Genomic DNA, 21,234 nt, shown 5'->3' on the forward strand with positions numbered 1-21,234 from the left:
AAAGGAAACGAGCCCGTCATGATTCTGCCTTGGCTAATCCTGATCCCCTTCATCGGCGGCCTGCTGTGCTGGATGGGTGAGCGCTTCGGCGCTACCCTCCCGCGCTGGATTGCGCTGTTGACCATGACCCTGGAACTCGCCCTCGGCCTCTGGCTGTGGGCCCACGGTGACTATTCATTTGCGCCGGCGCCTGGCGCCGATCCGACCTGGGCGCTTGAGTTCAAGCATGTCTGGATCCAGCGCTTCGGCATCAACGTGCACCTGGCCCTCGACGGTCTGTCGCTGTTGATGATCCTGCTGACCGGTCTGCTGGGTATCCTCTCGGTACTCTGCTCGTGGAAAGAGATTCAACGTCACGTTGGCTTCTTCCACCTGAACCTGATGTGGATCCTGGGCGGCGTTGTCGGCGTGTTCCTCGCCCTCGACCTGTTCATGTTCTTCTTCTTCTGGGAAATGATGCTGGTGCCGATGTACTTCCTCATCGCGCTCTGGGGTCACAGTTCTTCGGACGGCAAGAAAACCCGGATCTACGCGGCAACCAAGTTCTTCATCTTCACTCAGGCTTCCGGCCTGATCATGCTGGTGGCGATCCTCGGTCTGGTGCTGGTCAACTTCAACAACACTGGCGTGATTACTTTCAACTACGCCGACCTGTTGAAAACCAAGATGTCGATGACCACCGAGTACATCCTGATGCTCGGCTTCTTCATCGCCTTCGCGGTCAAGCTGCCGGTCGTACCGTTCCACTCGTGGTTGCCTGATGCCCACGCCCAGGCGCCGACCGCCGGTTCCGTCGACCTCGCCGGTATCTTGCTGAAAACCGCTGCCTACGGTCTGCTGCGTTTCGCTCTGCCGCTGTTCCCGAATGCTTCGGCCGAGTTTGCGCCGATCGCCATGACCCTCGGTCTGATCGGGATCTTCTACGGCGCGTTCCTCGCTTTCGCACAAACCGACATCAAGCGTCTGATTGCCTTCTCGTCCGTTTCCCACATGGGTTTCGTGTTGATCGGCATCTATTCCGGCAGCCAACTGGCGCTGCAAGGTGCAGTGATCCAGATGTTGGCGCACGGTGTGTCGGCGGCGGCACTGTTTATCCTCAGCGGTCAGTTGTACGAGCGTCTGCACACTCGTGACATGCGTGAGATGGGCGGTCTGTGGTCGCGTATCGCTTACCTGCCGGCGATCAGCCTGTTCTTTGCAGCCGCGTCCTTGGGTCTGCCGGGTACCGGTAACTTTGTCGGTGAGTTCCTGATCCTGATCGGCTCCTTCGCAAGCTGGCCGTGGATCACTGCGATTGCCACTTCCGGTCTGGTGTTCGGTTCGGTCTACTCGCTGATCATGATCCACCGTGCCTACTTCGGTCCGTCGAAATCGGATTCGATCCTGCACGGTATGGACGCTCGCGAACTGATCATGGTGCTGGGCCTTGCGGTGCTGCTGGTTTACCTCGGCGTCTACCCGCAACCGTTCCTCGATACTTCTGCCGCCACGATGCATGGCGTGCAGCAGTGGCTCGGCACCGCCTTCACTCAACTCGCTTCGGCCCGGTAAGAGCGCTATGGAATTCACGATTCAACACTTTATTGCGCTTGCGCCACTGTTGATCACCAGCCTCACCATTATCGTGGTGATGCTGGCAATCGCCTGGCGCCGCAACCACTCGCAGACCTTCCTGATCTCGGTCGCCGGTCTGAACCTGGCCTTGCTGTCGATCCTGCCAGCCCTGAAAGTCGCGCCTCTGGCCGTGACCCCATTGCTGCAGATCGACACCTTCGCTTGCCTGTACATGGCGCTGATCCTGGTCGCCACCCTCGCCTGCGTCACCCTCGCCCACGCCTATCTGGGTGATGGCGGCTCGGGCTACCCGGGCAACCGTGAAGAACTGTACCTGCTGATCCTGATGGCCGCCGCCGGTGGTCTGGTTCTGGTCAGCGCGCAGCACCTGGCCGGTTTGTTCATCGGTCTGGAACTGCTCTCGGTACCGGTCTACGGTCTGGTGGCTTACGCCTTCTTCAACAAGCGTTCGCTGGAAGCCGGCATCAAGTACATGGTGCTGTCGGCCGCCGGTTCCGCGTTCCTGTTGTTCGGTATGGCGCTGCTGTACGCCGACTCGGGTTCGCTGAGCTTCGTCGGTATCGGTCAGGCTCTGGCTGCGACTGGCCTGCCTAGCTCGCTGGCTCAGTTGGGTCTGGGCATGATGCTGATCGGTCTGGCGTTCAAGCTGTCGCTGGTACCGTTCCACCTGTGGACGCCGGACGTCTACGAAGGTGCTCCGGCACCGGTGGCGGCGTTCCTCGCGACCGCTTCCAAGGTTGCGGTGTTTGCGGTGATGGTGCGTCTGTTCCAGATCTCCCCTGCTGCGAGCAGTGGCGTACTGAGCGACGTGCTGACTGTTATCGCCATCGCCTCGATCCTGTTCGGCAACCTGCTGGCCCTGACCCAGAGCAACCTCAAGCGTCTGCTCGGTTACTCGTCCATCGCGCACTTCGGCTACCTGCTGATCGCACTGGTGGCGAGCAAGGGTCTGGCGGTGGAAGCCATCGGCGTGTACCTGGTGACTTATGTAATCACCAGCCTCGGCGCCTTCGGCGTGATCACCCTGATGTCCTCGCCGTACAACGGCCGTGACGCGGATGCCCTGTACGAATACCGCGGCCTGTTCTGGCGTCGTCCGTACCTGACCGCCGTGCTGACCGTGATGATGCTGTCGCTGGCGGGTATCCCGCTGACCGCGGGCTTCATCGGCAAGTTCTACATCATCGCTACCGGTGTTGAATCGCACCAATGGTGGCTGGTCGGTTCGCTGGTGCTGGGCAGCGCCATCGGCGTCTTCTACTACCTGCGCGTGATGGTCACCCTGTACCTGATCGAGCCAAACCTGCGTCGCCACGACGCCCAGCTGCACTGGGAACAGAAGGCAGGCGGCGTAATGCTGCTGGCCATCGCCCTGGTCGCGTTCTTCCTGGGTGTGTACCCGCAGCCATTGCTGACACTGGTTCAGCAGGCGGGTCTGGCGGGCTGATTGCTTGGCTGGCTAGAAATGAAAACGGCACCTTCGGGTGCCGTTTTTGTTTTTGTGGGATTTAACATCTTGAACACTTGCGCTGGCCTCATCGCAGGCGCGCCCGCCTCCCCGGGTTTGTGCGTCGCTCACAAACTCCGGGCACACCCAAAAACCATTGTGGGAGCGAGCCTGCTCGCGAAGGCGTAGGCACTTTTAACATCTTGATTGGCTGACACTCCGCTTTCGTCGGAACGCCGCCCGGAGCAAGCTCGCTCCCACAGGTTTGTGTGGCGTTCACTCAATTCATATAACCACATGACGAAATTGTAATTCCCTCATCACCTTGGCGTTATCCGCAGCTTGCAACGATGTCACCCGGCGACCATGCCGGCGGGCCCTGCCCCGCCGAACAATAAAACCCACGCCGAAGCACGTTCCCGTTCTGCCGAACCCAAGGAGTGTTTGATGGTTAACCCTACAAAAATATCGATGGCCGCTTTAGCGGTGGTGGTCGGCGCCGGGCCGTCCACGGTGTTTGCTGAAGACAAGCCTGAAGGCTTTGTCGAAGGCAGCAGCCTGACAGTGCTCAACCGCAACTTCTACTTCAATCGTGATCATCGCAACGGCCAGTCCAGCCCAACCGGCAACGGTTACTCCGAGGCTTGGGCGCATGCCGTGATCAGCAAGTTCGAATCCGGTTTCACCCAAGGCACCGTCGGGGTCGGTGTTGATGCGTTTGCAATGATCGGGCTGAAACTCGACACCGGTGACGGCCGCAACGGTGGGCGCAGTTCGTTTGATGTGATGCCGGTCAACAGCGACGGCGAGGCGCGGGACGAATACACCAAGGTCGGCGGCGCTGCGAAAATCCGGGCGTTCGATACGGTGGTCAAGGTCGGTGATGTGTTCCCGGCCAACCCGATGGTCGCGGCGGGCGACTCGCGCTTGCTGCCGGAAAGTTTTCGCGGGGTGACGGCGACCAACACCAGCATCGAAGGTCTGTCGGTGCAGGGTGGCCGGTTGCACGCGATGAGCCAACCGGTGTCCAGCGACATGCGCGAGAACTTCGCGACGTTCTACGCAGGCCCGGTCAACTCGCCGTGGATCGCTTATGGTGGCGGCGATTACGTGCTGAACAAAAATCTCAGTTTCAGCCTGTATTCCAGCCGTCTCAAGGATGCGTGGAATCAGTACTACGCAGGCACCGCCTGGACCTATCCGCTGTCCGAAGACCTGTCGCTGTTCGGTGGTTTGAACTATTACAAAGCCGTCGATGAGGGCAAACAACTGCTCGGCGAGTTCGACAACAACATCTGGAGCGGCCGCGTTGGCGTCAAGCTTGGTGCCCACTCCGTCGCCCTCTCCCACCAGCGCAACAACGGTAATGACGACTTCGATTACCTGCGCCAGTCCGACTCGATCTTCCTCGACAACTCCATCCAGTACAGCGACTTCAACTCGCCGAAAGAACGTTCGTGGATGGTGCGTTATGACCTCGACATGAGCACTTATGGCGTACCCGGTTTGTCGTTCATGACCCGTTACGCGCGCGGCACCGACGCCGATTATTCCAACGCCAACGCCGTGTACATGCGCCGCGATGCCGAGGGTAATCCGCTGACCGATCAGAAGCGCTGGGAACGCGATGTGGAAGTCAAATACGTGGTGCAGAGCGGTTCGATGAAAGACCTCTCGCTGCGCCTGCGCCAGGCCACCACCCGCGCCACGGCGTTCGAGTCGGACCTGGAGGAAGTGCGAGTGATTGTCGAGTACCCACTGGCCATTCTCTGACTGCATGGTCGATGCAAATTCACCTTTAGAAGCTCCTTGCTCCTTTGGTAAGAGGTGAATCTTTTGGCGTCCTTCGGGGCGCTTTTTTTTGCTCTGCACAAAGCCATCGTTGGCTTGACCGCAGCGCCGGCCACCTGCCATCTTCACCTGCGCTGAACAACAAGAATAACGAGGGACCGATGAGTAGCCGCAAGAACCTGGAAATCGAGTACCTGCGAGGCGCGGCCGTCGGCCTGACCTTTTTCAGCCATGTCACCATGATGCTGCCGTTCCATACCGACACGCTGCTGAGGATGTTCTCGATTTTCATGCCGTGGACCGGGGTGGACCTGTTCTTCTGCATTTCCGGTTTCGTGGTGAGCAAGGCTTATCTGGACTACTTCGACAAGCACCGCGCGCAGGGTCAGTTTGGTCTGGCCGCCGCGTGTTTCTGGTTGCGGCGCGCCTACCGTCTCTTGCCCACAGCCTGGCTGTGGATGCTTATACCGCTGTGCTTCTCTCTCGTGTTCAACCAGTCGAACGCCTTCGGTTCGTGGTTCGACAACCTGCGCAGCTTCACCGCTGTTGCGACCTTCAGCGCAAACCTGGCACATGGTTACGGCTCACTATTGGCTTCCAGCCCGCACTACTGGAGTCTGGCGCTTGAGGAGCAGTTCTACTTCGTCTTGCCGTTTTTTCTGTTGTTTATCACGGCGCCGCGCTGGCGGGTCATTGCCCTGTTCGCGCTGATTTCCTTGCAGTTCGGTCTGGACCGCAACCCGTTCGGCACCCCGGCCAGCACCATGCTCACCAACTTCCGCCTCGACGCCATGCTCTGGGGAATTCTGCTGTGCCTGTTCACACGTAGCCGCCTCTATCAGCAGATAGAACCGCTCGGATTGGCTAAGGGGCCATTCAAGCCGCTGCTGTGCACGCTGTTTCTGCTCTACATGCTCGGCGCCGTGGCCATACAACTGATTGCCCTGCCGATTGCCGTGGGCATGGTCGCGATCATCGCGGTCGTGATTGTCTGGCTGGCGAGTTACCAGAAAGGCTACATCTATTGCCCGCAGTTCATGCGCGGTTTCATGCAGTGGCTCGGCTCGCGGTCGTATGGCCTGTACGTGATCCACGTGTTTACCAATCACCTGAGCACCGAAATCTGGACGCGCGTAGCCGCCAGTCAGGGCGTGCCGCTGGATGGGCGTTTTACCCTTGAGCTGATCGTCACGTCGGTGGTTGTGCTGGTGATCTTGAGTGAACTCAATTACCGCTTTATCGAAACGCCGCTGCGTCTGCGCGGCGCAGAGATTGCCCGACGCAAACTGAACCATGAGGCCGCGTCAGTGCCGGCCGTTGTGGATGCGGCGCCGTTGCCAGCCAAATAGCGCTCAGGCAGAAACGCGGCCCCTGCACAGGGCCGCGCTCCTTTGGTAAGAGGTGAATCTTTTGGCGTCCTTCAGGTCGCCTTTTTTTGCTCTGCGGTCGCGACATAATCAACCCGCTATCGAGACAACCTAGCGGGTAGTTGATTAAACCAGGCTTTAGCGTAAAGGCAGCATCAGGGTTATAGGGGAAATATCGGGGCACGGAATGAACCCTGCGTACTTGATATAAAAGCTCGACAGCCGATCATTCAAGGGATGAACAATTATTGCGCTGGATCCGATCGACTGAGACGCGTTGAGAGCTCTTTCAATAGCATCTTGCAGTAAATCGATGGCGAAGCCCTGGCCCTGAGCTTCCCGTGTCACGCCCATACGCCCCAATAGAGTTACCGGATGGACACTGGGCGAATTGCGTTGACTGCTTTTCGGCATGACGCTGGCACGGGCGACTGATCCGCTGGAGAGCGTGTAATAGGCCATCACATTCGACGTACCTTTGAGGCAACTGACGTAAACAACAGCCTGCTTGGTGGATTGGGCTTTTCGCGCCTTCCTCAGCAGGTATTGGTCAATGGTCACCTCACCAGAATCGAAGGCATCGAGTTCGTGTCGGTCGTTCAGCTTCTCGGGGGCGGTCAACTCCAACGTTTTGGACGTGCGAGCAGTTGGTGCAGGCATTCGTTACCTCGAGCCGGATTGGCTTCAATAGCCTGTTCGAATGCGTCAAATGCGCCGTCGTCGAGAAGGAACAGTCGTTTATCCAGAATCACCTCTTCAGCTTTTTGGCAGGCAGCTTCCAGGATAAAACTTGTGCGATCACGACCAGACATGGCAGCCGCCAGATCGATCAGATTACGTTTCTTTTCGTCCGCTCTCATGTTGATTGGAACGGGTTTGGATTTTTCAACACTTTCAGTTGTGGACATTGTTCTGTTTCCCATCTGGGTAGGTGATGCTGGAACTGGAGCCTCCTTATGGCGTTAGCACATCAGCTTTTGTTTATTTTTCATTTTCTGACTCCTTGAGTGGCCCGGAGAGGTTTAGGCCATGCTCTTAACGTGAGATCTAACGTTTGAGGTGCGAAACCATGAGAGCGGCTTCGGAGTCGATTCTATACCGACCGTGTAGCCAATGCATATACGCGTATAGCTTTCAGATACACGGTCGTTTTGTTTATCTATTGCGAGAAAAAGCCCCCCGCCAAAGGACCTTCGCCTACGTCGTGACCTCCACGTTATCCAGCGCTTTGTTTACCGCCAGCTCGCCAAGCATGACGACCTGCGCGATCCCCAACAGTGTCTTGCGGTGGGTGCCTTCCAGCATCGCCGCGAAGTCACCGAGCATCACCGTGGCCGACGACAGCGATTCGCTGGCGTTGGCCAGTAATGATTCGGTATCGGCTTTGGGATTGACCAGGAACATCTGGTTGGGGATGTACGGCGCGGACATGATGGCGGCTGATGGTTTGAGGTAGAAGTCGAGGGCGCGGTCGGCGGCTTCGTGGAGTTTTCTGGTCTCAACGCAGACGTAGGGGGATGTTGAGGTGGCGTCAGGGGTGACGTCTGTTTCGGGGGGATTGGGTGTTGGCTTTTTCATGATATTTCTCCTTCATAACGTTGAAGCTGATCCATTCGGTTCCACGCGAAGGGGTGGCAGCTGTACGCAGGTTGGAACCCGGGGAACGGAGAAACCCGGCAGACTCGAAAGTCTCCCGCGCACAGCCGCCATAACAGACTGCACACCATGAAGGTGAGCAAGCATACGTCATGAAAGACGCTTTGGCGCTGACACGTTCTCCGGGGTTCCAATCCCGATCGCTGAATTGGCAGCGACCCGTACAGGCTAGAGAGCTGACGTCCGACGGACAACCTGAAAACATTGTGGGAAGGTTCCGCACTTCCCACACAACCTTTAAACATCACGAATTGAAATACGAATCGTGATACTGCAGCTCCTACAGGGGACCGCGATTAGACGTTACAGATTCAGCTGCCGCCGTTCCGACACACGCCCATCACGTTGTACTTGATGGTGTTGAGCTGACCTTTGGAATCCTCGTAGGTCATCGCGGTGGGCACGACATTGCACGCAGCCTGCGGCTTCACCACGCTCACCACTTTGACCACGTCCAGCTTCATGCCATACGCGTAATCCTTCACCACCGGCGGCGCTTTGCCCTGGTTGGCGGCGTACTGTTCCATGGCTTTGCTGTTGGCGCTGAGCGCGCGTTCAAAGGTCCGGTCACCGCCACCTTCAGCCAGCACATTCACAGACATCGCCATGACAGCGGCGAATGCGATCAACTTGAGTACTTTCATATCCATTTCCTTCCCGTCCGGGCTTGAAAAAAAGCCCGGCATCGATGCGCGATAACGGGCTTGTTCAGATGCAGCAGGCTTACAGATCGCGGGTCTTGTCATCTTTCTTGTCGTTGACGACCACCGGGTTGCCGGCGGCTTTTTCCTTGGCGACGAAGAGCTCCATGGAACGGTCGTTGTTGGTCATCATCCGCTCGAATGTGCGGTCGCCACCGCCTTCGGCCAAGGCCACGGAAGAGATCGCCAACGCCACAACAAAAGTACCCATCTGTACGATTTTCATCTTTGATTCCTCGTTTAAGTAACTGACGGGATCAAGGTAACAATCCGAACCTATCGTCACGGTGGCGGGGAAATTACATATCCGTTATCTCCCGGATCAGTGCACGGAACCCCTGTGGGAGCGAGCCTGCTCGCGAAAGCGGTGGTTCAGTCACATCATTGTTGACTGACAGATCGTCTTCGCGAGCAGGCTCGCTCCCACAGGGGGATTAACTATTGAATTGGAACGGTGTCCTCATCCCGGCGATGGGCGAGTTGGTAGAGCGCCGGCAAGATCAGCAGCGTGAGGATCGTCGAGGACAGGATTCCGCCGATCACCACGGTCGCCAGTGGCCGCTGCACCTCCGCGCCTGTGCCGGTCGCAAGCGCCATGGGAATGAAACCCAGAGACGCCACCAACGCCGTCATCAACACCGGCCGCAAACGCGTCAGCGCACCTTCGTGAATGGCATCGGACAGCGAACGCCCCTCCTCGCGCAAATTGCGAATGAAGGCAATCATCACCAAACCGTTCAACACCGCGACACCGGACAACGCGATAAACCCGACACCCGCCGAAATCGACAGCGGAATATCGCGCAGCCACAGCGCCATGACCCCACCGGTCAAGGCAAACGGAATCCCGGTAAACACCAGCAAGCCATCCTTGAGATTGTTGAACATCATGAACAGCAATCCGAACACCAACAGCAGCGCCACCGGCACGACAATCTGCAAGCGCTTGGCCGCCGATTGCAGTTGCTCGAACTGGCCGCCCCAACTGGTCCAGTAACCGGCCGGAACCTGCACGTCACGTTCGATCACTTCGCCGGCCTCGCTGACGAACGAGCCGATATCACGCCCGCGCACGTTGGCGCTGACGATCACCAGACGCTTGCCGTTCTCGCGGCTGACCTGATTCGGCCCGAGCACCAGGTCGAGGCTGGCGACTTCTTGCAGCGCAATGAAACCGATCTGATTCGCCGAACCATTGACCGCAGGCACCGGAATCAGCAAAGCCGACAGCCCATCGATGTCCTTGCGCATGGCATCGGACAAACGCACAACCATGTCGAAACGCCGATCGCCCTCATACAACGTCCCGGCCTGCCGCCCGCCCACCGCGACCGCGATGGTGTCCTGCACATCACCGACATTCAGCCCATATCGCGCAGCCTTGTCGCGATCAATGTTGATGGTCAGCACCGGCAGCCCGGTGGTTTGTTCGACCTTCACTTCAGAGGCACCGTTGACCTTCTGCATCGCGGCGGCAATTTTCGCAGCGGTGGCGTTGAGTACGTCCATGTCATCACCGAACACCTTCACCGCGACATCACTGCGCACCCCGGAGATCAGTTCGTTGAAGCGCAGTTGAATCGGCTGCGACAGTTCATAGTTGCTGCCCGGCAACGTCGCGGCGGCGGCTTGCAGTTCCGCCATCAGGGTTTCGCGGGACTTGCCCGGGTCTGGCCACTGATCTTTCGGTTTGAGCATCACGTAACTGTCGGAGATATTCGGCGGCATCGGATCGGACGCGATTTCAGCGGTGCCGGTACGGGCAAAGACGCGCTCGACTTCCGGCACCTTCGCCAGAATCAATGTCTCCAGGCGCTGCTGCATGTCCACCGATTGCGTCAGGCTGGTGCCCGGCACGCGCAGCGCCTGCAAGGCAAAATCGCCTTCGCTGAGGCTCGGCACAAATTCGCTGCCCATGCGGCTGGTGAGCACACCGCTGAGCACAATCACACCCAAAGCAGCGCCCACCGCGACAGTACGATGACTCATCACCCAGGCCAGCGCCGGCGCATAAACGCGACGTGCGCCGCGCATCACCGCGCCCTCTTCTTCCTTGACCTTGCCGGTTACGAACAACGCAATCGCCGCCGGCACAAAGGTCACGGAAAGCAACATCGCGCCAAGCAAAGCGATGACCACCGTGAACGCCATCGGGTGGAACATTTTCCCTTCGACGCCGCTGAGCGCGAAAATCGGCAGATAGACGACCATGATGATCAACTGCCCAAAAATCAGCGGTCGCCGCGCTTCCTTCGCCGCCGCGAACACCTCCTTGAAACGCTCGGCACGGGTCAACAAACGCCCGTGATGCTGCTGCGCATGAGCCAAGCGACGCAGGGTGTTTTCGACGATGACCACCGCGCCGTCGACGATGATGCCGAAGTCCAGTGCACCGAGGCTCATCAGGTTGGCGCTGACCTTGTTGCTGAACATGCCGGTGAAAGTGAACAGCATCGACAGCGGAATGACCATCGCGGTAATCAGTGCCGCGCGAATGTTGCCGAGGAACAGGAACAGAATCGCGATGACCAGAATCGCGCCTTCGATGAGGTTCTTTTTCACCGTGGCGATGGCTTTGTCGACAAGGTGCGTGCGGTCGTACACCGGCACGGCGATCACGCCTTGGGGCAAAGACTTGTTGATCTGTTCCAGCTTGCTGGCCACCGCTTGCGAGACGGTGCGACTGTTCTCGCCGATCAGCATGAACACGGTGCCGAGCACCACTTCACGACCGTTTTCCGTGGCCGCGCCGCTGCGCAATTCGCGACCGATTTCCACGCTAGCGACGTTTTTCACTCGAATCGGTGTGCCGTCGACATTGGCCATGACGATGTTGGCGATGTCCTCGGTGCTCGCCACCTGGCCCGGCGCGCGGATCAGCAACTGCTCGCCGCTGCGATCGATGTAGCCGGCGCCGACGTTAGCGTTGTTACGCTCAAGTGCGGTGACCAGATCGGTGAGGGTCAGCTTGTACGCGGCCAAGCGTTTCGGGTCCGGCGCAATCTGGTATTCCTTGGCGAAGCCGCCGATGGTGTTGATCTCGGCCACGCCCGGGACGTTGCGCAACTGCGGCTTGATGATCCAGTCCTGAATCACCCGCAGATCGGTCGGTGTGTACGCGCTGCCGTCGTCCTTGAGCGCGCCCTCCTTCGCCTCGACCGTCCACAGAAAAATCTCGCCGAGCCCGGTGGAAATCGGCCCCATCACCGCTTCCGCGCCTTCAGGCAATTGCTCCTTGGCGATCTGCAAGCGCTCGTTGACCAATTGGCGGGCGAAGAACAGGTCGGTGCCGTCCTTGAAGATCACCGTGACTTGCGACAGGCCCGAGCGCGACAGTGAACGGGTCTGTTCAAGTGCCGGCAAACCGGCCATCGCGGTTTCAATCGGAAAGGTGATGCGCTGCTCGGTTTCCAGTGGCGAGAACCCGGCGGCGCCGGTGTTGATCTGCACCTGGACGTTGGTGATGTCGGGCACGGCGTCGATCGGCAGCTTTTGATAACTGGCGATGCCGAGGCCGGCCATGAGCAGAACGGCGAGCAGCACGATGATGCGCTGCTCGATGGCAAACTGGATCAGGCGTTCGAACATGGGAGTCTTCCAGATCAGTGGCTGTGCTCGGCTGAGGCTTTGCCCAGCTCCGACTTGAGGACGAAGCTGCCGGCGCTGGCGACTTGCGCGCCCGGTTCCAGCCCTTGAGTGATTTCCACATGGCCGCCTGCGCGACTACCCAGCTCAACCGCGCGAGCTTCGAAACCGTCGTCGGTACGCACGAATACCGTGGGCTTGTCCTCGACGGTCTGGATCGCGGATTCCGGTACGGCGACTTTCGCTTCGCGGCTATCGGTAGCCACCAGCGCGGTGACGAACAGACCGGGGCGCCATGCGCCTTGCGGGTTTTCCAGCGTCACGCGTACGGTTGCGGTGCGCGTCTGTTCGCCGAGCAAACTGCCAACGTAAGCCACGCTACCGGTGACTTCCGCGTTCAACTCCGGGGCACTGACGGTGACCGCTTTGCCTACTTGAACCTTGTTCAGATCCTTCGGTGAAACGCCGAACGTGACCCACACTCGCGACAGATCCGAGAGCGTGAATGCCGCGGTGGTTTCATCGACCACCTCGCCCGGCGTCAGGTGTTTTTCCACCACCACGCCGTCGAACGGTGCGCGCAATTCGTAGCGATTGCCGCCGGTGGCGACCACGCTGCCGCTGAGTACGCTGATCTTTTGCCGCGCATTGCTCACGGCAATTTCCGCCTCTTGCAGTGCCTGGCGCGCCTGGAGGAAATCCTGCTCGGCGGAGATTTTGTCCTGCCAGAGTTTTTTCTCGCGCTCGTAGGTGGTACGCGCCAAGGCCAAACGACGTTGCGCGGCGGCTTGTTCGCTGCGTTGATCAGAGATCTGCTGACTGGCGATCACCGCCAGCAACTGGCCCTTTTTCACCGTTTGCCCGAGGTTGACCGCCACCGCCTCGACCACGCCCGGCACGCGCGGCACGACGTGGGCGGTGCGGTCTTCGTCGAAGCGCACTTCGCCGGGGAATGGCAGGCCGCGGCTGATGTTTTGCGGCTTTGCTTCGGCCAGTTGAATGCCGGCGGCAGTGATTTGCTCGGCACTCAATTCGATGTGCCCTTCTTCGCCATGTTCGCCGTCCGCGGCTGCGCCTTCTTCAGCGTGATCGGCATGTTCGGCAGCCTCATCGGCGTGGGCATCGATGCTTGTTGCATTGCCCGGCAACATCGAACCGATACCAATGCCCAGTGCCAATGTCGCCACCGCGACCACCATCAGTTTTTTATCCATGGAAACTCCTCTGCGCCGTGCCTGCGCGCAGTTGTCTGAAAAGTGAAATTCAAGGGCGGACGCTGAGGTCGCCGAAGATCCGTTCGATGCGTACGCGGGCGTCGGTCGCTTCGCTGACGGCCTGGATGTACTGGCTGCGGGCGCTGATCAACGTGCGTTGCGCATCGAGCACATCAAGGAAGCCGAACTTGCCCATTTCGAACCCGCGCGTGGCGCTGTCGACCGCACTTTGCGCGGCGGGCAGGATGGTCTGGTTGAACGCGGTGACTTCGCCGTTGGCGGTCTGCCATTGCTCGAGGCTGGTCTGGACTTCGGTGCGCAAACGCAGCTCGGTGGCGTTGCGCAGATCCCGCGCCTGATCGGTTCGGCGAGCGGCGGCGAGCACGTTGCCCTGATTGCGGTTGAACAACGGAATCGGCATCGACAGCCCGACCACGTTGACCCGCTCGCGCTCGGTTTCGCTGTACTGGCTGCCGATGCTCACGGTGAGATCAGGAATGCGCTGGGACTTTTCCAGGCCCAATGACGCTTCACGCTGATCGATCTGCAACTTGGCCAGACGCAGTTCGGCGGTCTCGTTCAGACGTTCGAGCAATCTTGTCGGTGGAGGAACGGCCGGCATGCTTTGCGTGGGTGCCTGCACCTTGGTCGATGTCGGCAACGGTGTGCCCATGACTTGCGCCAACTGCTGATAGGCATTGGCCTGATCGCGTTCGGCGCGGCTCAGCTCCAGGCGCACTTCCGAGAGCTGCACTTGCGCCCGCGTGCCTTCGACCGGCGACGATTTACCCGCCTCGATGCGCCCCTGCGCCACACGCAAACCGTGCTCGGCCAATTGCAGCGACTGCCGGGATAGCTGCAAGCGTTGCTGCGCAGTCTGCGCGCTGTTGAACGCCTGAATCACATCGGCACGCAAGGCATTGCGCTTGCGCGCAAGCTCGATGCCGGCAGCGTCCTGCGCACGGCTGGCGACGTCGATGCGTGCACCGCGTTTGCCGCCCAGTTCGATCGGCTGACTGAGCATTACCGTGGTCGTGCGCGACTCGCGGCGAGTGTCTTCGGCTTCCCACGACACTTCGGGGTTGGGGATCAGGCCGGCCTGTTGGCGGTCACCTTCGGCGATGCCGATTTCCCATTGCGCAGCGGCCAGTTCCGGGTTGCCGGCGAAGGCACTTTGCAGGGCTTGATCGAGGGTCAGGGTCGAGGCACTGGCCAGGCTCGCACTGGCCAACAAGAGCATGCCGCTGACGGCTTTTTGCAGGCGTGATCGCGCCGTCCGTTCAATTAAACCGGGCACTGGAAGACTTCCTTTATTGAAGAATCTTTGATGCCGCCACGGTAGGGTTTTGAACTTATCGACAAGGTGACTGAAACATTACAAATCCGTTATCCACGGTTTGCAGAAGTTGTTTTGCTCTAGGATGCGAAGTGCAAAGGGCATTGCCGTAATACATCGAAACAAATACACCGTAGTTATCCGCTGAACAGCACTTGCCGGGATCAAAGCCACGCAGGTTTTGGCTTTTCTGCTGCGACAGACTGTCGCGAGTGGCCGATTTAAAGCCATCACGCGTTGACTCTGTAGCCACTTCAGCCTTTACCGTGCACGCCTGCGCAGTGAGAAATCCCTGTAGGAGATTACTTGCAAGACAGACAACGCCATCCGGAAGCCCCTACAAAAACAATAACTTTCCCGGCCACCTTAATTAAATATCCATTAAATAAAAGTGGTGATAGATCATGCGAATCCTTGTCGTCGAGGACGAGCTTAAAGCTGCCGAATACTTGCATCAGGGTTTGACCGAAAGTGGTTATGTCGTTGACCACGCCGCCACTGGCGCCGATGGTTTGCATCTGGCGCAACAGCAGGCCTATGACCTGATCATTCTCGACGTGAACCTGCCGGAACTCGACGGCTGGGGTGTGCTGGAACAGTTGCGTCGCACCCATTCGACGCGGGTGATGATGCTCACCGCGCGCGGGCGTCTGGCCGACAAGATTCGTGGCCTTGATCTGGGCGCCGATGATTATCTGGTCAAGCCGTTCGAGTTTCCCGAACTGCTGGCGCGGGTGCGCACATTGATGCGCCGTAGCGAAAACATCCCGGTGCCGCAGGTGTTGAAAGTGGCCGATCTGGAACTCGATCCGGGCCGCCATCGCGCGTTTCGCGGGCAACAGCGTATCGACCTGACCACCAAGGAATTCGCCCTGCTGCACCTGCTGATGCGCCAGTCCGGCGAAGTGCTGACGCGCACACAAATTATCTCGCTGGTGTGGGACATGAATTTCGACTGCGACACCAACGTGGTCGAAGTGTCGATCCGCCGTTTGCGGGCGAAGATCGACGACCCGTTCGACAGCAAACTGATCCACACCCTGCGCGGTGTCGGCTATGTGCTGGAGGCGCGGGAATGAAGCCCGCCAGCCTGTCGATGCGCCTCGGTTTGACGGTGAGTATTCTCGGCGCGCTGCTGGTGGTGTTTCTGGCGATCCTCGCCTACTTCGCTCTGACCCATGAACTGAATGCGCTATCTCGAGACAGCCTGGAAAAGAAGATGGCGCAGGTGGAGCACAGCCTGTCGCTGTACATCGATGCCAATGAAATCAGCGGTAAACCGCACATCCTGCTCGATCAGGTCATGGGCCATGACAACCTGACTTTGACGATTTATGACCGTTTGAACCTGCGCTCGCCGCTGCTCAAATCGGGTAGAGGTCTGACTGATCCACGGGTTGAATTGAAAGCAGTGCGCGCGACCACTGATCAACTGGCGTATTCCGACAGCCTGGATGCTGAAGGCGCGAAATTCCTCACCGCTTCGAAGCTGATTCGTCTCAAGGACGGCAGCAGCGTGCCGGTGCTGCTGTCGATGGACAACGCCCACGATCAGGCTTTGCTCAGCGCCTACCTGCGCTCGACGCTGATTGCCTTGCCGTTGCTGCTGGTATTCATCGGCCTGACGGCCTGGGGCGCGGTGCAGCGTGGGTTGGCACCGCTGCGCGAATTTCGCAAAGTGGCGGCGATGGTCTCGACCCAGGACCTGGAACATCGGCTATCGGTGGTGAACATGCCGCAGGAACTGAGCGAACTGGCGCAAGGCATCAACTTCATGCTGCATCGGCTGGATGCCGGGGTGCAGCAGTTGTCGCAGTTTTCCGATGATCTGGCGCATGAACTGCGCACACCGATCAACAATCTGATGGGCAAGGCGCAGGTCACGCTGTCGCGCGAGCGCTCGGTGGAGGAATACAAGGATGTGCTGGTGTCGTGCACCGAGGAGCTGGAGCGCGTGGCGCGGATTGTCTCGGACATGTTGTTTCTCGCGCAGGTGAGTCATCCGTCGGCGCTGGCGCCGTTTGAAACGGTGGCGCTGGAGGTTGAAGTGGCGAAGGTCGCGGAGATGTTTTCGTTGTCGGCGCAGGACAAGGATATTCATTTGAATGTGCTTGGCAGTGCCTCGATGCTGGGCGACCGGTTGATGATTCAGCGAGCGATTTCCAATCTGCTGTCCAACGCGTTGCGTCATTGCCCGAACGGGAAAACCGTGACGTTGCTGATTGAGCAGAGCGCAGCGCAGGCATCCCTGCTGGTCAGCAACCCCGGCGCCGGGATTGAGGCGCAGCATCTGCCGTATCTGTTCGACCGCTTCTACCGCGTCGACAGCAGCCGCTCCAGGTCGCAGGGCAGCACCGGGTTGGGCTTGGCAATCGTACGCTCGATCATGAGCCTGCATCAGGGTGTGGCGGAGGTAAAGAGCTTGCCGGGGGCGATGACCGTGTTCCGGCTGGGCTTCCCCACCCCCGAATCATCCGTGTAGGAGCTGCCGCAGGCTGCGATCTTTTGCTCTTGTTTTTAAATCAAGATCAAAAGATCGCAGCCTACGGCAGCTCCTACATAGATTTTCGGACATCGTGTCGGTCGATATTTTTGTACGATTTTTTACCGATTTGCTCCCGTCCCCACACAAACGCCGAAAGCTCTCGCCGCAACCTCCGTTTTGTCCTACAGCCAGTTTTGAGTAGATAGCTCTATGGTGGAGGCCTTGGCAGATGGAATACCGACGAGAGGCTAAAAATGAACAGGGATATCGTTTGCGAATGGGCTGAGGAAGTCTATGGTTTGGCAGCGTTGAAATATTCTGGCTATATTTGTCCAGAATACAGGGGTGAGCTGATGATCATCGTTCCGCTGGCTGAAGCCAAAAACAATTTATCCAAACTCGTAGATGATGCCGCTGCTGGCCAAGTCATCACGATTGCCAAGCATGGGCGGGCGATGGCTCGCCTCGTTCCCGTAGGAAAACCCAGCGCTCAGCGTATTGGCGCAATGAAAGGCAAACTGGTGTTGCCCGACGATTTCGACTCACCATTGCCCGATGACATGCTTGATACATTTGAGGGCACTCAAGCATGAGGCTTCTGCTCGACACGCATATTTTGCTCTGGACGCTCAGTGATGACGCCAGATTGTCCGGCAAAGCCAGAAAATTGATTGAGAACGCCGCCGAAATCTACATCAGCGCCGCCACTTTCTGGGAAATGGCAATCAAGGTCGGGCTCGGCAAGCTGAATGTTGATCTGGAAGAAGTCCGCCAATATTGTCTCGACAGTGGCTTTATCGAACTGCCAGTGACTGCAGAGCACGCCATCGCCGTGAAGGATCTTGAGCACCATCATCGCGATCCGTTTGACCGCATTATCGTGGCCACAGCAATGACCGAACCGATGAAGTTACTCACGGCTGATGCTTTGGTTGCTCGTTACACAGATCTGGCTGTTCTGGTCTGATCAAGACACATCCAGTACCGGCACACATCAATGCTGGCGGCGGGTCAGTCGATATCTTTTTCGTCTGACACACCGCAATCGCGAGCAGGCTCACTCCTACAGGTTTTTGTGTCGTTCACAAGCGATGCGTACGCCTCAATCCCCTGTAGGAGTGAGCCTGCTCGCGATTGCGGTAGATCAGACGCCAAAAAAAACGGCACCTTCCGGTGCCGTTCGCCTTTCACATTTCAGCTGTTACTTACGCGCATCCGCCCATGATTTCAGCAGTTCGTTGTAGCTCACGGTCTCACCTTTCGGCTTCTCGTTGGCCAGTTTCGGTTTCGGTGCGCCCGGTTGATCAAACCAGTACTGGGCATCGCGCTCCGGGTTCATCTTCGGAGCGCAAACGGCCTGGGCCTTGGAGCGTTCGAGGCGCGTCATGATCGCGTCCTGGTCCTTGGCCAAACCATCCAGTGCCTGTTGCGGGGTCTTCTCGCCGCTGGCCGCTTCGGCGATGTGGCTCCACCACAGTTGCGCCAGACGCGGATAATCCGGCACGTTGGTCCCGGTCGGGGTCCATTGCACGCGGGCCGGGCTGCGGTAGAACTCGACCAGACCACCAAGTTTCGGCGCCAGATCGGTCATCGCCTGCGAGTTGATGTCCGACTCGCGAATCGGCGTCAGGCCGACGATGGTTTTCTTCAACGAGACAGTTTTCGAGGTGACGAACTGCGCGTACAGCCACGCCGCCAGTTTCTGCTTTTCAGGCGTGGATTTCATGAACGTCCACGAACCCACGTCCTGATAACCGAGCTTCATGCCCTCCTCCCAATACGGCCCGCGTGGCGATGGCGCCATGCGCCATTTCGGCGTGCCGTCGGCGTTGACCACTGGCAGCCCCGGTTTGGTCATGTCGGCGGTGAACGCGGTGTACCAGAAGATCTGCTGCGCAATGTTGCCCTGCGACGGCACCGGGCCGGACTCGGAGAAGGTCATGCCCGCCGCTTCCGGTGGCGCGTACTTCTTCAGCCAGTCGACATATTTGGTGGTGGCGAACACCGCCGCCGGGCCGTTGGTATCGCCGCCACGGGTCACGCTGGAGCCGACCGGGTGGCAGTCCTCGACACGAATCCCCCACTCGTCCACCGGCAAGCCGTTGGGGATGCCTTTGTCACCGCCACCGGCCATGGAGAACCAGGCATCGGTGAAGCGCCAGCCCAGCGACGGGTCTTTCTTGCCGTAATCCATGTGCCCGTAAACGCGTTTGCCGTCGATTTCCTTGACGTCTTCGCTGAAGAATTTGGCGATGTCTTCATAGGCTGACCAGTTCACCGGCACGCCCAATTCGTAGCCGTACTTTTCCTTGAACTTGGCTTTCAGGTCGGCACGCTCGAACCAGTCGGCGCGGAACCAATAGAGGTTGGCGAATTGCTGGTCGGGCAGTTGATAGATCTTGCCGTCCGGCGCGGTGGTGAACGAGATGCCGATGAAGTCCTTGATATCGAGCGTCGGCGAAGTGAAGTTCTTGCCTTCGTTGGCCATCAGGTCGGTGATCGATTCGGTCTTGCCGTAGCGAAAGTGCGTACCGATCAGGTCCGAGTCGTTGACCCAGCCGTCATAGATGTTCTTGTCGGACTGCATCACCGTCTGCATTTTCTCGACCACGTCGCCTTCTTGCAGCAGGTCGTGGGTGAGTTTGATCCCGGTGATTTCGCTGAAGGCCTTGGCCAGCACTTTCGACTCGTATTCGTGGGTGGTCAGGGTCTCGGAAACGACCTTGATGTCCATGCCGCGAAACGGCTCGGCGGCCTTGATGAACCACTTCAGTTCTTCGAGTTGCTGCTCGGCCGTCAGGGTCGACGGTTTGAATTCACTGCCGATCCATTTTTTCGCCGCGTCCTCGTAGGCATCGGCCCAGGCGGATGCGCTCAAACCGCTGAGTGCCAGCATGGCTGCCAATGAAATGCTATGTCGCAGCTTATTGTTTTTGTCGAACATAGAGACCTCCTGTTTAAGTTGTGGAGCCGCGTTGCCGAACGACTCGACTAGCCCCAACGCATCACAGCCAACAGCCACACCAGGGACAACGCGGACGCCACCCAGATGCTCCAGTCGGTGGCGCCGATCACCAGCAAATGCAGGTAGGCGCTGCCGAGAAGACCGATAAACAAACGATCACCACGGGTGGTGGCAATCGGCAGAAAACCTCGCCGCAGGATGCTCGGCGAACGCAATTCCCACGTGGTCATGCCGACCAGAATCAGGCCGATGACGATGAAGAATGCGGCTGTCGGGGTGGTCCAACTCATCCATTCCATCATCAGCTCCTCAGACCCGACCGAGGGCAAAGCCCTTGGCCACGTGGTTGCGAACAAACCAGATCACCAGCATGCCCGGCAGAATGGTCAACACCCCCGCCGCCGCCAGCACGCCCCAATCGATACCCGACGCCGACACCGTGCGCGTCATCACGGCGGCGATCGGCTTGGCGTTCACCGAGGTCAACGTGCGCGCGAGCAGCAGCTCGACCCAGGAAAACATGAAGCAGAAAAACGCCGTGACGCCGATGCCCGAGCCAATCAGCGGGATGAAAATCTTCACGAAGAACTTGGGGAAACTGTAGCCGTCGATGTAGGCGGTTTCGTCGATTTCTTTCGGCACGCCGGACATGAAGCCCTCCAGAATCCACACCGCCAATGGCACGTTAAACAGGCAATGCGCCAACGCCACGGCGATATGCGTGTCGAACAGGCCAATCGACGAATACAACTGGAAGAACGGCAGCAGAAACACCGCCGGCGGCGCCATGCGGTTGGTCAGCAGCCAGAAGAACAGGTGCTTGTCGCCGAGAAAACGATAGCGGGAAAACGCATAGGCCGCCGGCAACGCCACGCTGAGGGAAATCACCGTGTTCAAACTCACGTAATACAGCGAGTTCAGATAACCGGTGTACCAGCTCGGATCGGTGAAGATCACCTTGTAGTTCGCCAGCGTGAAGGCCTGTGGGAAAAGCGTCAGGCCACCGAGGATTTCGGTGTTGCTCTTGAAGGACATGTTCAGCAGCCAGTAGATCGGCACCAGCAGGAACAGGATGTACACCAGCAACGGAATAAGCTTTCTTTTGCTCATGG

General features: G+C 58.7%; 19 protein-coding genes. 8 read left to right on the forward strand and 11 right to left on the reverse strand.

Annotated elements, in window-relative coordinates:
* Positions 1-18: 18 nt before the first annotated feature.
* From nuoM to AB4N44_RS06500, 4 genes are all read left to right on the forward strand, one after another.
* Positions 19-1,551 (forward strand): NADH-quinone oxidoreductase subunit M, encoded by a 1,533-nt coding sequence (gene nuoM, locus AB4N44_RS06485; RefSeq protein ID WP_016986254.1) that lies wholly within the window; start codon positions 19-21, stop codon positions 1,549-1,551.
* 7 nt (positions 1,552-1,558) lie between these two features.
* On the forward strand, positions 1,559-3,022 hold the full coding sequence (nuoN, locus tag AB4N44_RS06490; protein WP_007920173.1) for an NADH-quinone oxidoreductase subunit NuoN: 1,464 nt from the start codon (positions 1,559-1,561) through the stop codon (positions 3,020-3,022).
* Positions 3,023-3,469: 447 nt separating this feature from the next.
* Complete coding sequence (locus AB4N44_RS06495) at positions 3,470-4,795, forward strand: OprD family porin (protein ID WP_460109650.1); 1,326 nt, start codon at positions 3,470-3,472, stop codon at positions 4,793-4,795.
* 179 nt (positions 4,796-4,974) lie between these two features.
* Positions 4,975-6,162: an acyltransferase family protein gene (locus AB4N44_RS06500; protein WP_127928948.1), complete on the forward strand. Its 1,188-nt coding sequence runs from the start codon at positions 4,975-4,977 to the stop codon at positions 6,160-6,162.
* Between the two features lie 156 nt (positions 6,163-6,318).
* Here AB4N44_RS06500 and AB4N44_RS06505 read toward each other — a convergent pair whose 3' ends face one another.
* From AB4N44_RS06505 to AB4N44_RS06540, 8 genes are all read right to left on the reverse strand, one after another.
* Entirely contained in the window at positions 6,319-6,840 is a 522-nt protein-coding gene (locus AB4N44_RS06505) for a hypothetical protein (RefSeq protein WP_127928949.1), read from the reverse strand.
* Positions 6,798-7,088 carry a type II toxin-antitoxin system TacA family antitoxin gene (locus AB4N44_RS06510; protein ID WP_127928950.1) on the reverse strand — a complete coding sequence of 97 codons (291 nt, stop codon included), beginning with the start codon at positions 7,086-7,088 and terminating at the stop codon, positions 6,798-6,800. The genes AB4N44_RS06505 and AB4N44_RS06510 overlap by 43 nt, the downstream gene beginning before the upstream one ends.
* A gap of 289 nt (positions 7,089-7,377) precedes the next feature.
* On the reverse strand, positions 7,378-7,758 hold the full coding sequence (locus tag AB4N44_RS06515; RefSeq protein WP_127928951.1) for a DUF6124 family protein: 381 nt from the start codon (positions 7,756-7,758) through the stop codon (positions 7,378-7,380).
* Between the two features lie 389 nt (positions 7,759-8,147).
* A complete protein-coding gene (locus AB4N44_RS06520) occupies positions 8,148-8,480 on the reverse strand; it encodes a DUF2790 domain-containing protein (RefSeq protein WP_127928953.1) in 333 nt (110 codons plus the stop codon).
* Between the two features lie 79 nt (positions 8,481-8,559).
* The gene (locus tag AB4N44_RS06525; RefSeq protein WP_127928954.1) at positions 8,560-8,763 is read right to left on the reverse strand and encodes a co-regulatory protein PtrA N-terminal domain-containing protein; all 204 of its coding nucleotides are present in this window, start codon (positions 8,761-8,763) and stop codon (positions 8,560-8,562) included.
* A gap of 212 nt (positions 8,764-8,975) precedes the next feature.
* Positions 8,976-12,125, reverse strand: coding sequence for a CusA/CzcA family heavy metal efflux RND transporter (locus tag AB4N44_RS06530; protein ID WP_460109645.1), 3,150 nt, complete (start codon positions 12,123-12,125; stop codon positions 8,976-8,978).
* 14 nt (positions 12,126-12,139) lie between these two features.
* Complete coding sequence (locus tag AB4N44_RS06535; protein WP_460109642.1) at positions 12,140-13,336, reverse strand: efflux RND transporter periplasmic adaptor subunit; 1,197 nt, start codon at positions 13,334-13,336, stop codon at positions 12,140-12,142.
* Between the two features lie 49 nt (positions 13,337-13,385).
* The gene (locus AB4N44_RS06540) at positions 13,386-14,633 is read right to left on the reverse strand and encodes a TolC family protein (RefSeq protein WP_134176547.1); all 1,248 of its coding nucleotides are present in this window, start codon (positions 14,631-14,633) and stop codon (positions 13,386-13,388) included.
* Between the two features lie 443 nt (positions 14,634-15,076).
* Between AB4N44_RS06540 and AB4N44_RS06545 the strand changes: the two genes are divergently transcribed.
* The 4 genes from AB4N44_RS06545 to AB4N44_RS06560 all read left to right on the forward strand — a co-directional run bounded on the left by AB4N44_RS06545 (position 15,077) and on the right by AB4N44_RS06560 (position 18,124).
* The gene (locus AB4N44_RS06545; RefSeq protein WP_095048087.1) at positions 15,077-15,751 is read left to right on the forward strand and encodes a heavy metal response regulator transcription factor; all 675 of its coding nucleotides are present in this window, start codon (positions 15,077-15,079) and stop codon (positions 15,749-15,751) included.
* Complete coding sequence (locus AB4N44_RS06550; RefSeq protein WP_460109640.1) at positions 15,748-17,154, forward strand: heavy metal sensor histidine kinase; 1,407 nt, start codon at positions 15,748-15,750, stop codon at positions 17,152-17,154. Before AB4N44_RS06545 ends, AB4N44_RS06550 begins: the two co-directional genes overlap by 4 nt.
* 257 nt (positions 17,155-17,411) lie before the next feature.
* Positions 17,412-17,750: a type II toxin-antitoxin system Phd/YefM family antitoxin gene (locus AB4N44_RS06555; protein WP_224790125.1), complete on the forward strand. Its 339-nt coding sequence runs from the start codon at positions 17,412-17,414 to the stop codon at positions 17,748-17,750.
* On the forward strand, positions 17,747-18,124 hold the full coding sequence (locus AB4N44_RS06560; protein WP_008083738.1) for a type II toxin-antitoxin system VapC family toxin: 378 nt from the start codon (positions 17,747-17,749) through the stop codon (positions 18,122-18,124). The genes AB4N44_RS06555 and AB4N44_RS06560 overlap by 4 nt, the downstream gene beginning before the upstream one ends.
* Positions 18,125-18,358: 234 nt before the next feature.
* Here AB4N44_RS06560 and AB4N44_RS06565 read toward each other — a convergent pair whose 3' ends face one another.
* The 3 genes from AB4N44_RS06565 to AB4N44_RS06575 are packed head-to-tail and all read right to left on the reverse strand — an operon-like array spanning position 18,359 to position 21,232.
* On the reverse strand, positions 18,359-20,101 hold the full coding sequence (locus AB4N44_RS06565; protein ID WP_064389298.1) for an ABC transporter substrate-binding protein: 1,743 nt from the start codon (positions 20,099-20,101) through the stop codon (positions 18,359-18,361).
* 47 nt (positions 20,102-20,148) lie between these two features.
* Positions 20,149-20,421 (reverse strand): DUF2160 domain-containing protein, encoded by a 273-nt coding sequence (locus AB4N44_RS06570; protein ID WP_007912485.1) that lies wholly within the window; start codon positions 20,419-20,421, stop codon positions 20,149-20,151.
* 10 nt (positions 20,422-20,431) lie between these two features.
* On the reverse strand, positions 20,432-21,232 hold the full coding sequence (locus AB4N44_RS06575) for a carbohydrate ABC transporter permease (RefSeq protein ID WP_090284391.1): 801 nt from the start codon (positions 21,230-21,232) through the stop codon (positions 20,432-20,434).
* Positions 21,233-21,234: the final 2 nt, after the last annotated feature.

This window comes from Pseudomonas sp. S3_C06 (genome assembly GCF_054667675.1).

Coding starts and splice junctions, on each gene's coding strand:
- nuoM (WP_016986254.1), top strand. CDS start 19: ATGATTCTGCCTTGGCTAATCCTGATCCCCTTCATCGGCGGCCTGCTG.
- nuoN (WP_007920173.1), top strand. CDS start 1,559: ATGGAATTCACGATTCAACACTTTATTGCGCTTGCGCCACTGTTGATC.
- AB4N44_RS06495 (WP_460109650.1), top strand. CDS start 3,470: ATGGTTAACCCTACAAAAATATCGATGGCCGCTTTAGCGGTGGTGGTC.
- AB4N44_RS06500 (WP_127928948.1), top strand. CDS start 4,975: ATGAGTAGCCGCAAGAACCTGGAAATCGAGTACCTGCGAGGCGCGGCC.
- AB4N44_RS06505 (WP_127928949.1), bottom strand. CDS start 6,840: ATGCCTGCACCAACTGCTCGCACGTCCAAAACGTTGGAGTTGACCGCC.
- AB4N44_RS06510 (WP_127928950.1), bottom strand. CDS start 7,088: ATGTCCACAACTGAAAGTGTTGAAAAATCCAAACCCGTTCCAATCAAC.
- AB4N44_RS06515 (WP_127928951.1), bottom strand. CDS start 7,758: ATGAAAAAGCCAACACCCAATCCCCCCGAAACAGACGTCACCCCTGAC.
- AB4N44_RS06520 (WP_127928953.1), bottom strand. CDS start 8,480: ATGAAAGTACTCAAGTTGATCGCATTCGCCGCTGTCATGGCGATGTCT.
- AB4N44_RS06525 (WP_127928954.1), bottom strand. CDS start 8,763: ATGAAAATCGTACAGATGGGTACTTTTGTTGTGGCGTTGGCGATCTCT.
- AB4N44_RS06530 (WP_460109645.1), bottom strand. CDS start 12,125: ATGTTCGAACGCCTGATCCAGTTTGCCATCGAGCAGCGCATCATCGTG.
- AB4N44_RS06535 (WP_460109642.1), bottom strand. CDS start 13,336: ATGGATAAAAAACTGATGGTGGTCGCGGTGGCGACATTGGCACTGGGC.
- AB4N44_RS06545 (WP_095048087.1), top strand. CDS start 15,077: ATGCGAATCCTTGTCGTCGAGGACGAGCTTAAAGCTGCCGAATACTTG.
- AB4N44_RS06550 (WP_460109640.1), top strand. CDS start 15,748: ATGAAGCCCGCCAGCCTGTCGATGCGCCTCGGTTTGACGGTGAGTATT.
- AB4N44_RS06555 (WP_224790125.1), top strand. CDS start 17,412: ATGAACAGGGATATCGTTTGCGAATGGGCTGAGGAAGTCTATGGTTTG.
- AB4N44_RS06560 (WP_008083738.1), top strand. CDS start 17,747: ATGAGGCTTCTGCTCGACACGCATATTTTGCTCTGGACGCTCAGTGAT.
- AB4N44_RS06565 (WP_064389298.1), bottom strand. CDS start 20,101: ATGTTCGACAAAAACAATAAGCTGCGACATAGCATTTCATTGGCAGCC.
- AB4N44_RS06570 (WP_007912485.1), bottom strand. CDS start 20,421: ATGGAATGGATGAGTTGGACCACCCCGACAGCCGCATTCTTCATCGTC.
- AB4N44_RS06575 (WP_090284391.1), bottom strand. CDS start 21,232: ATGAGCAAAAGAAAGCTTATTCCGTTGCTGGTGTACATCCTGTTCCTG.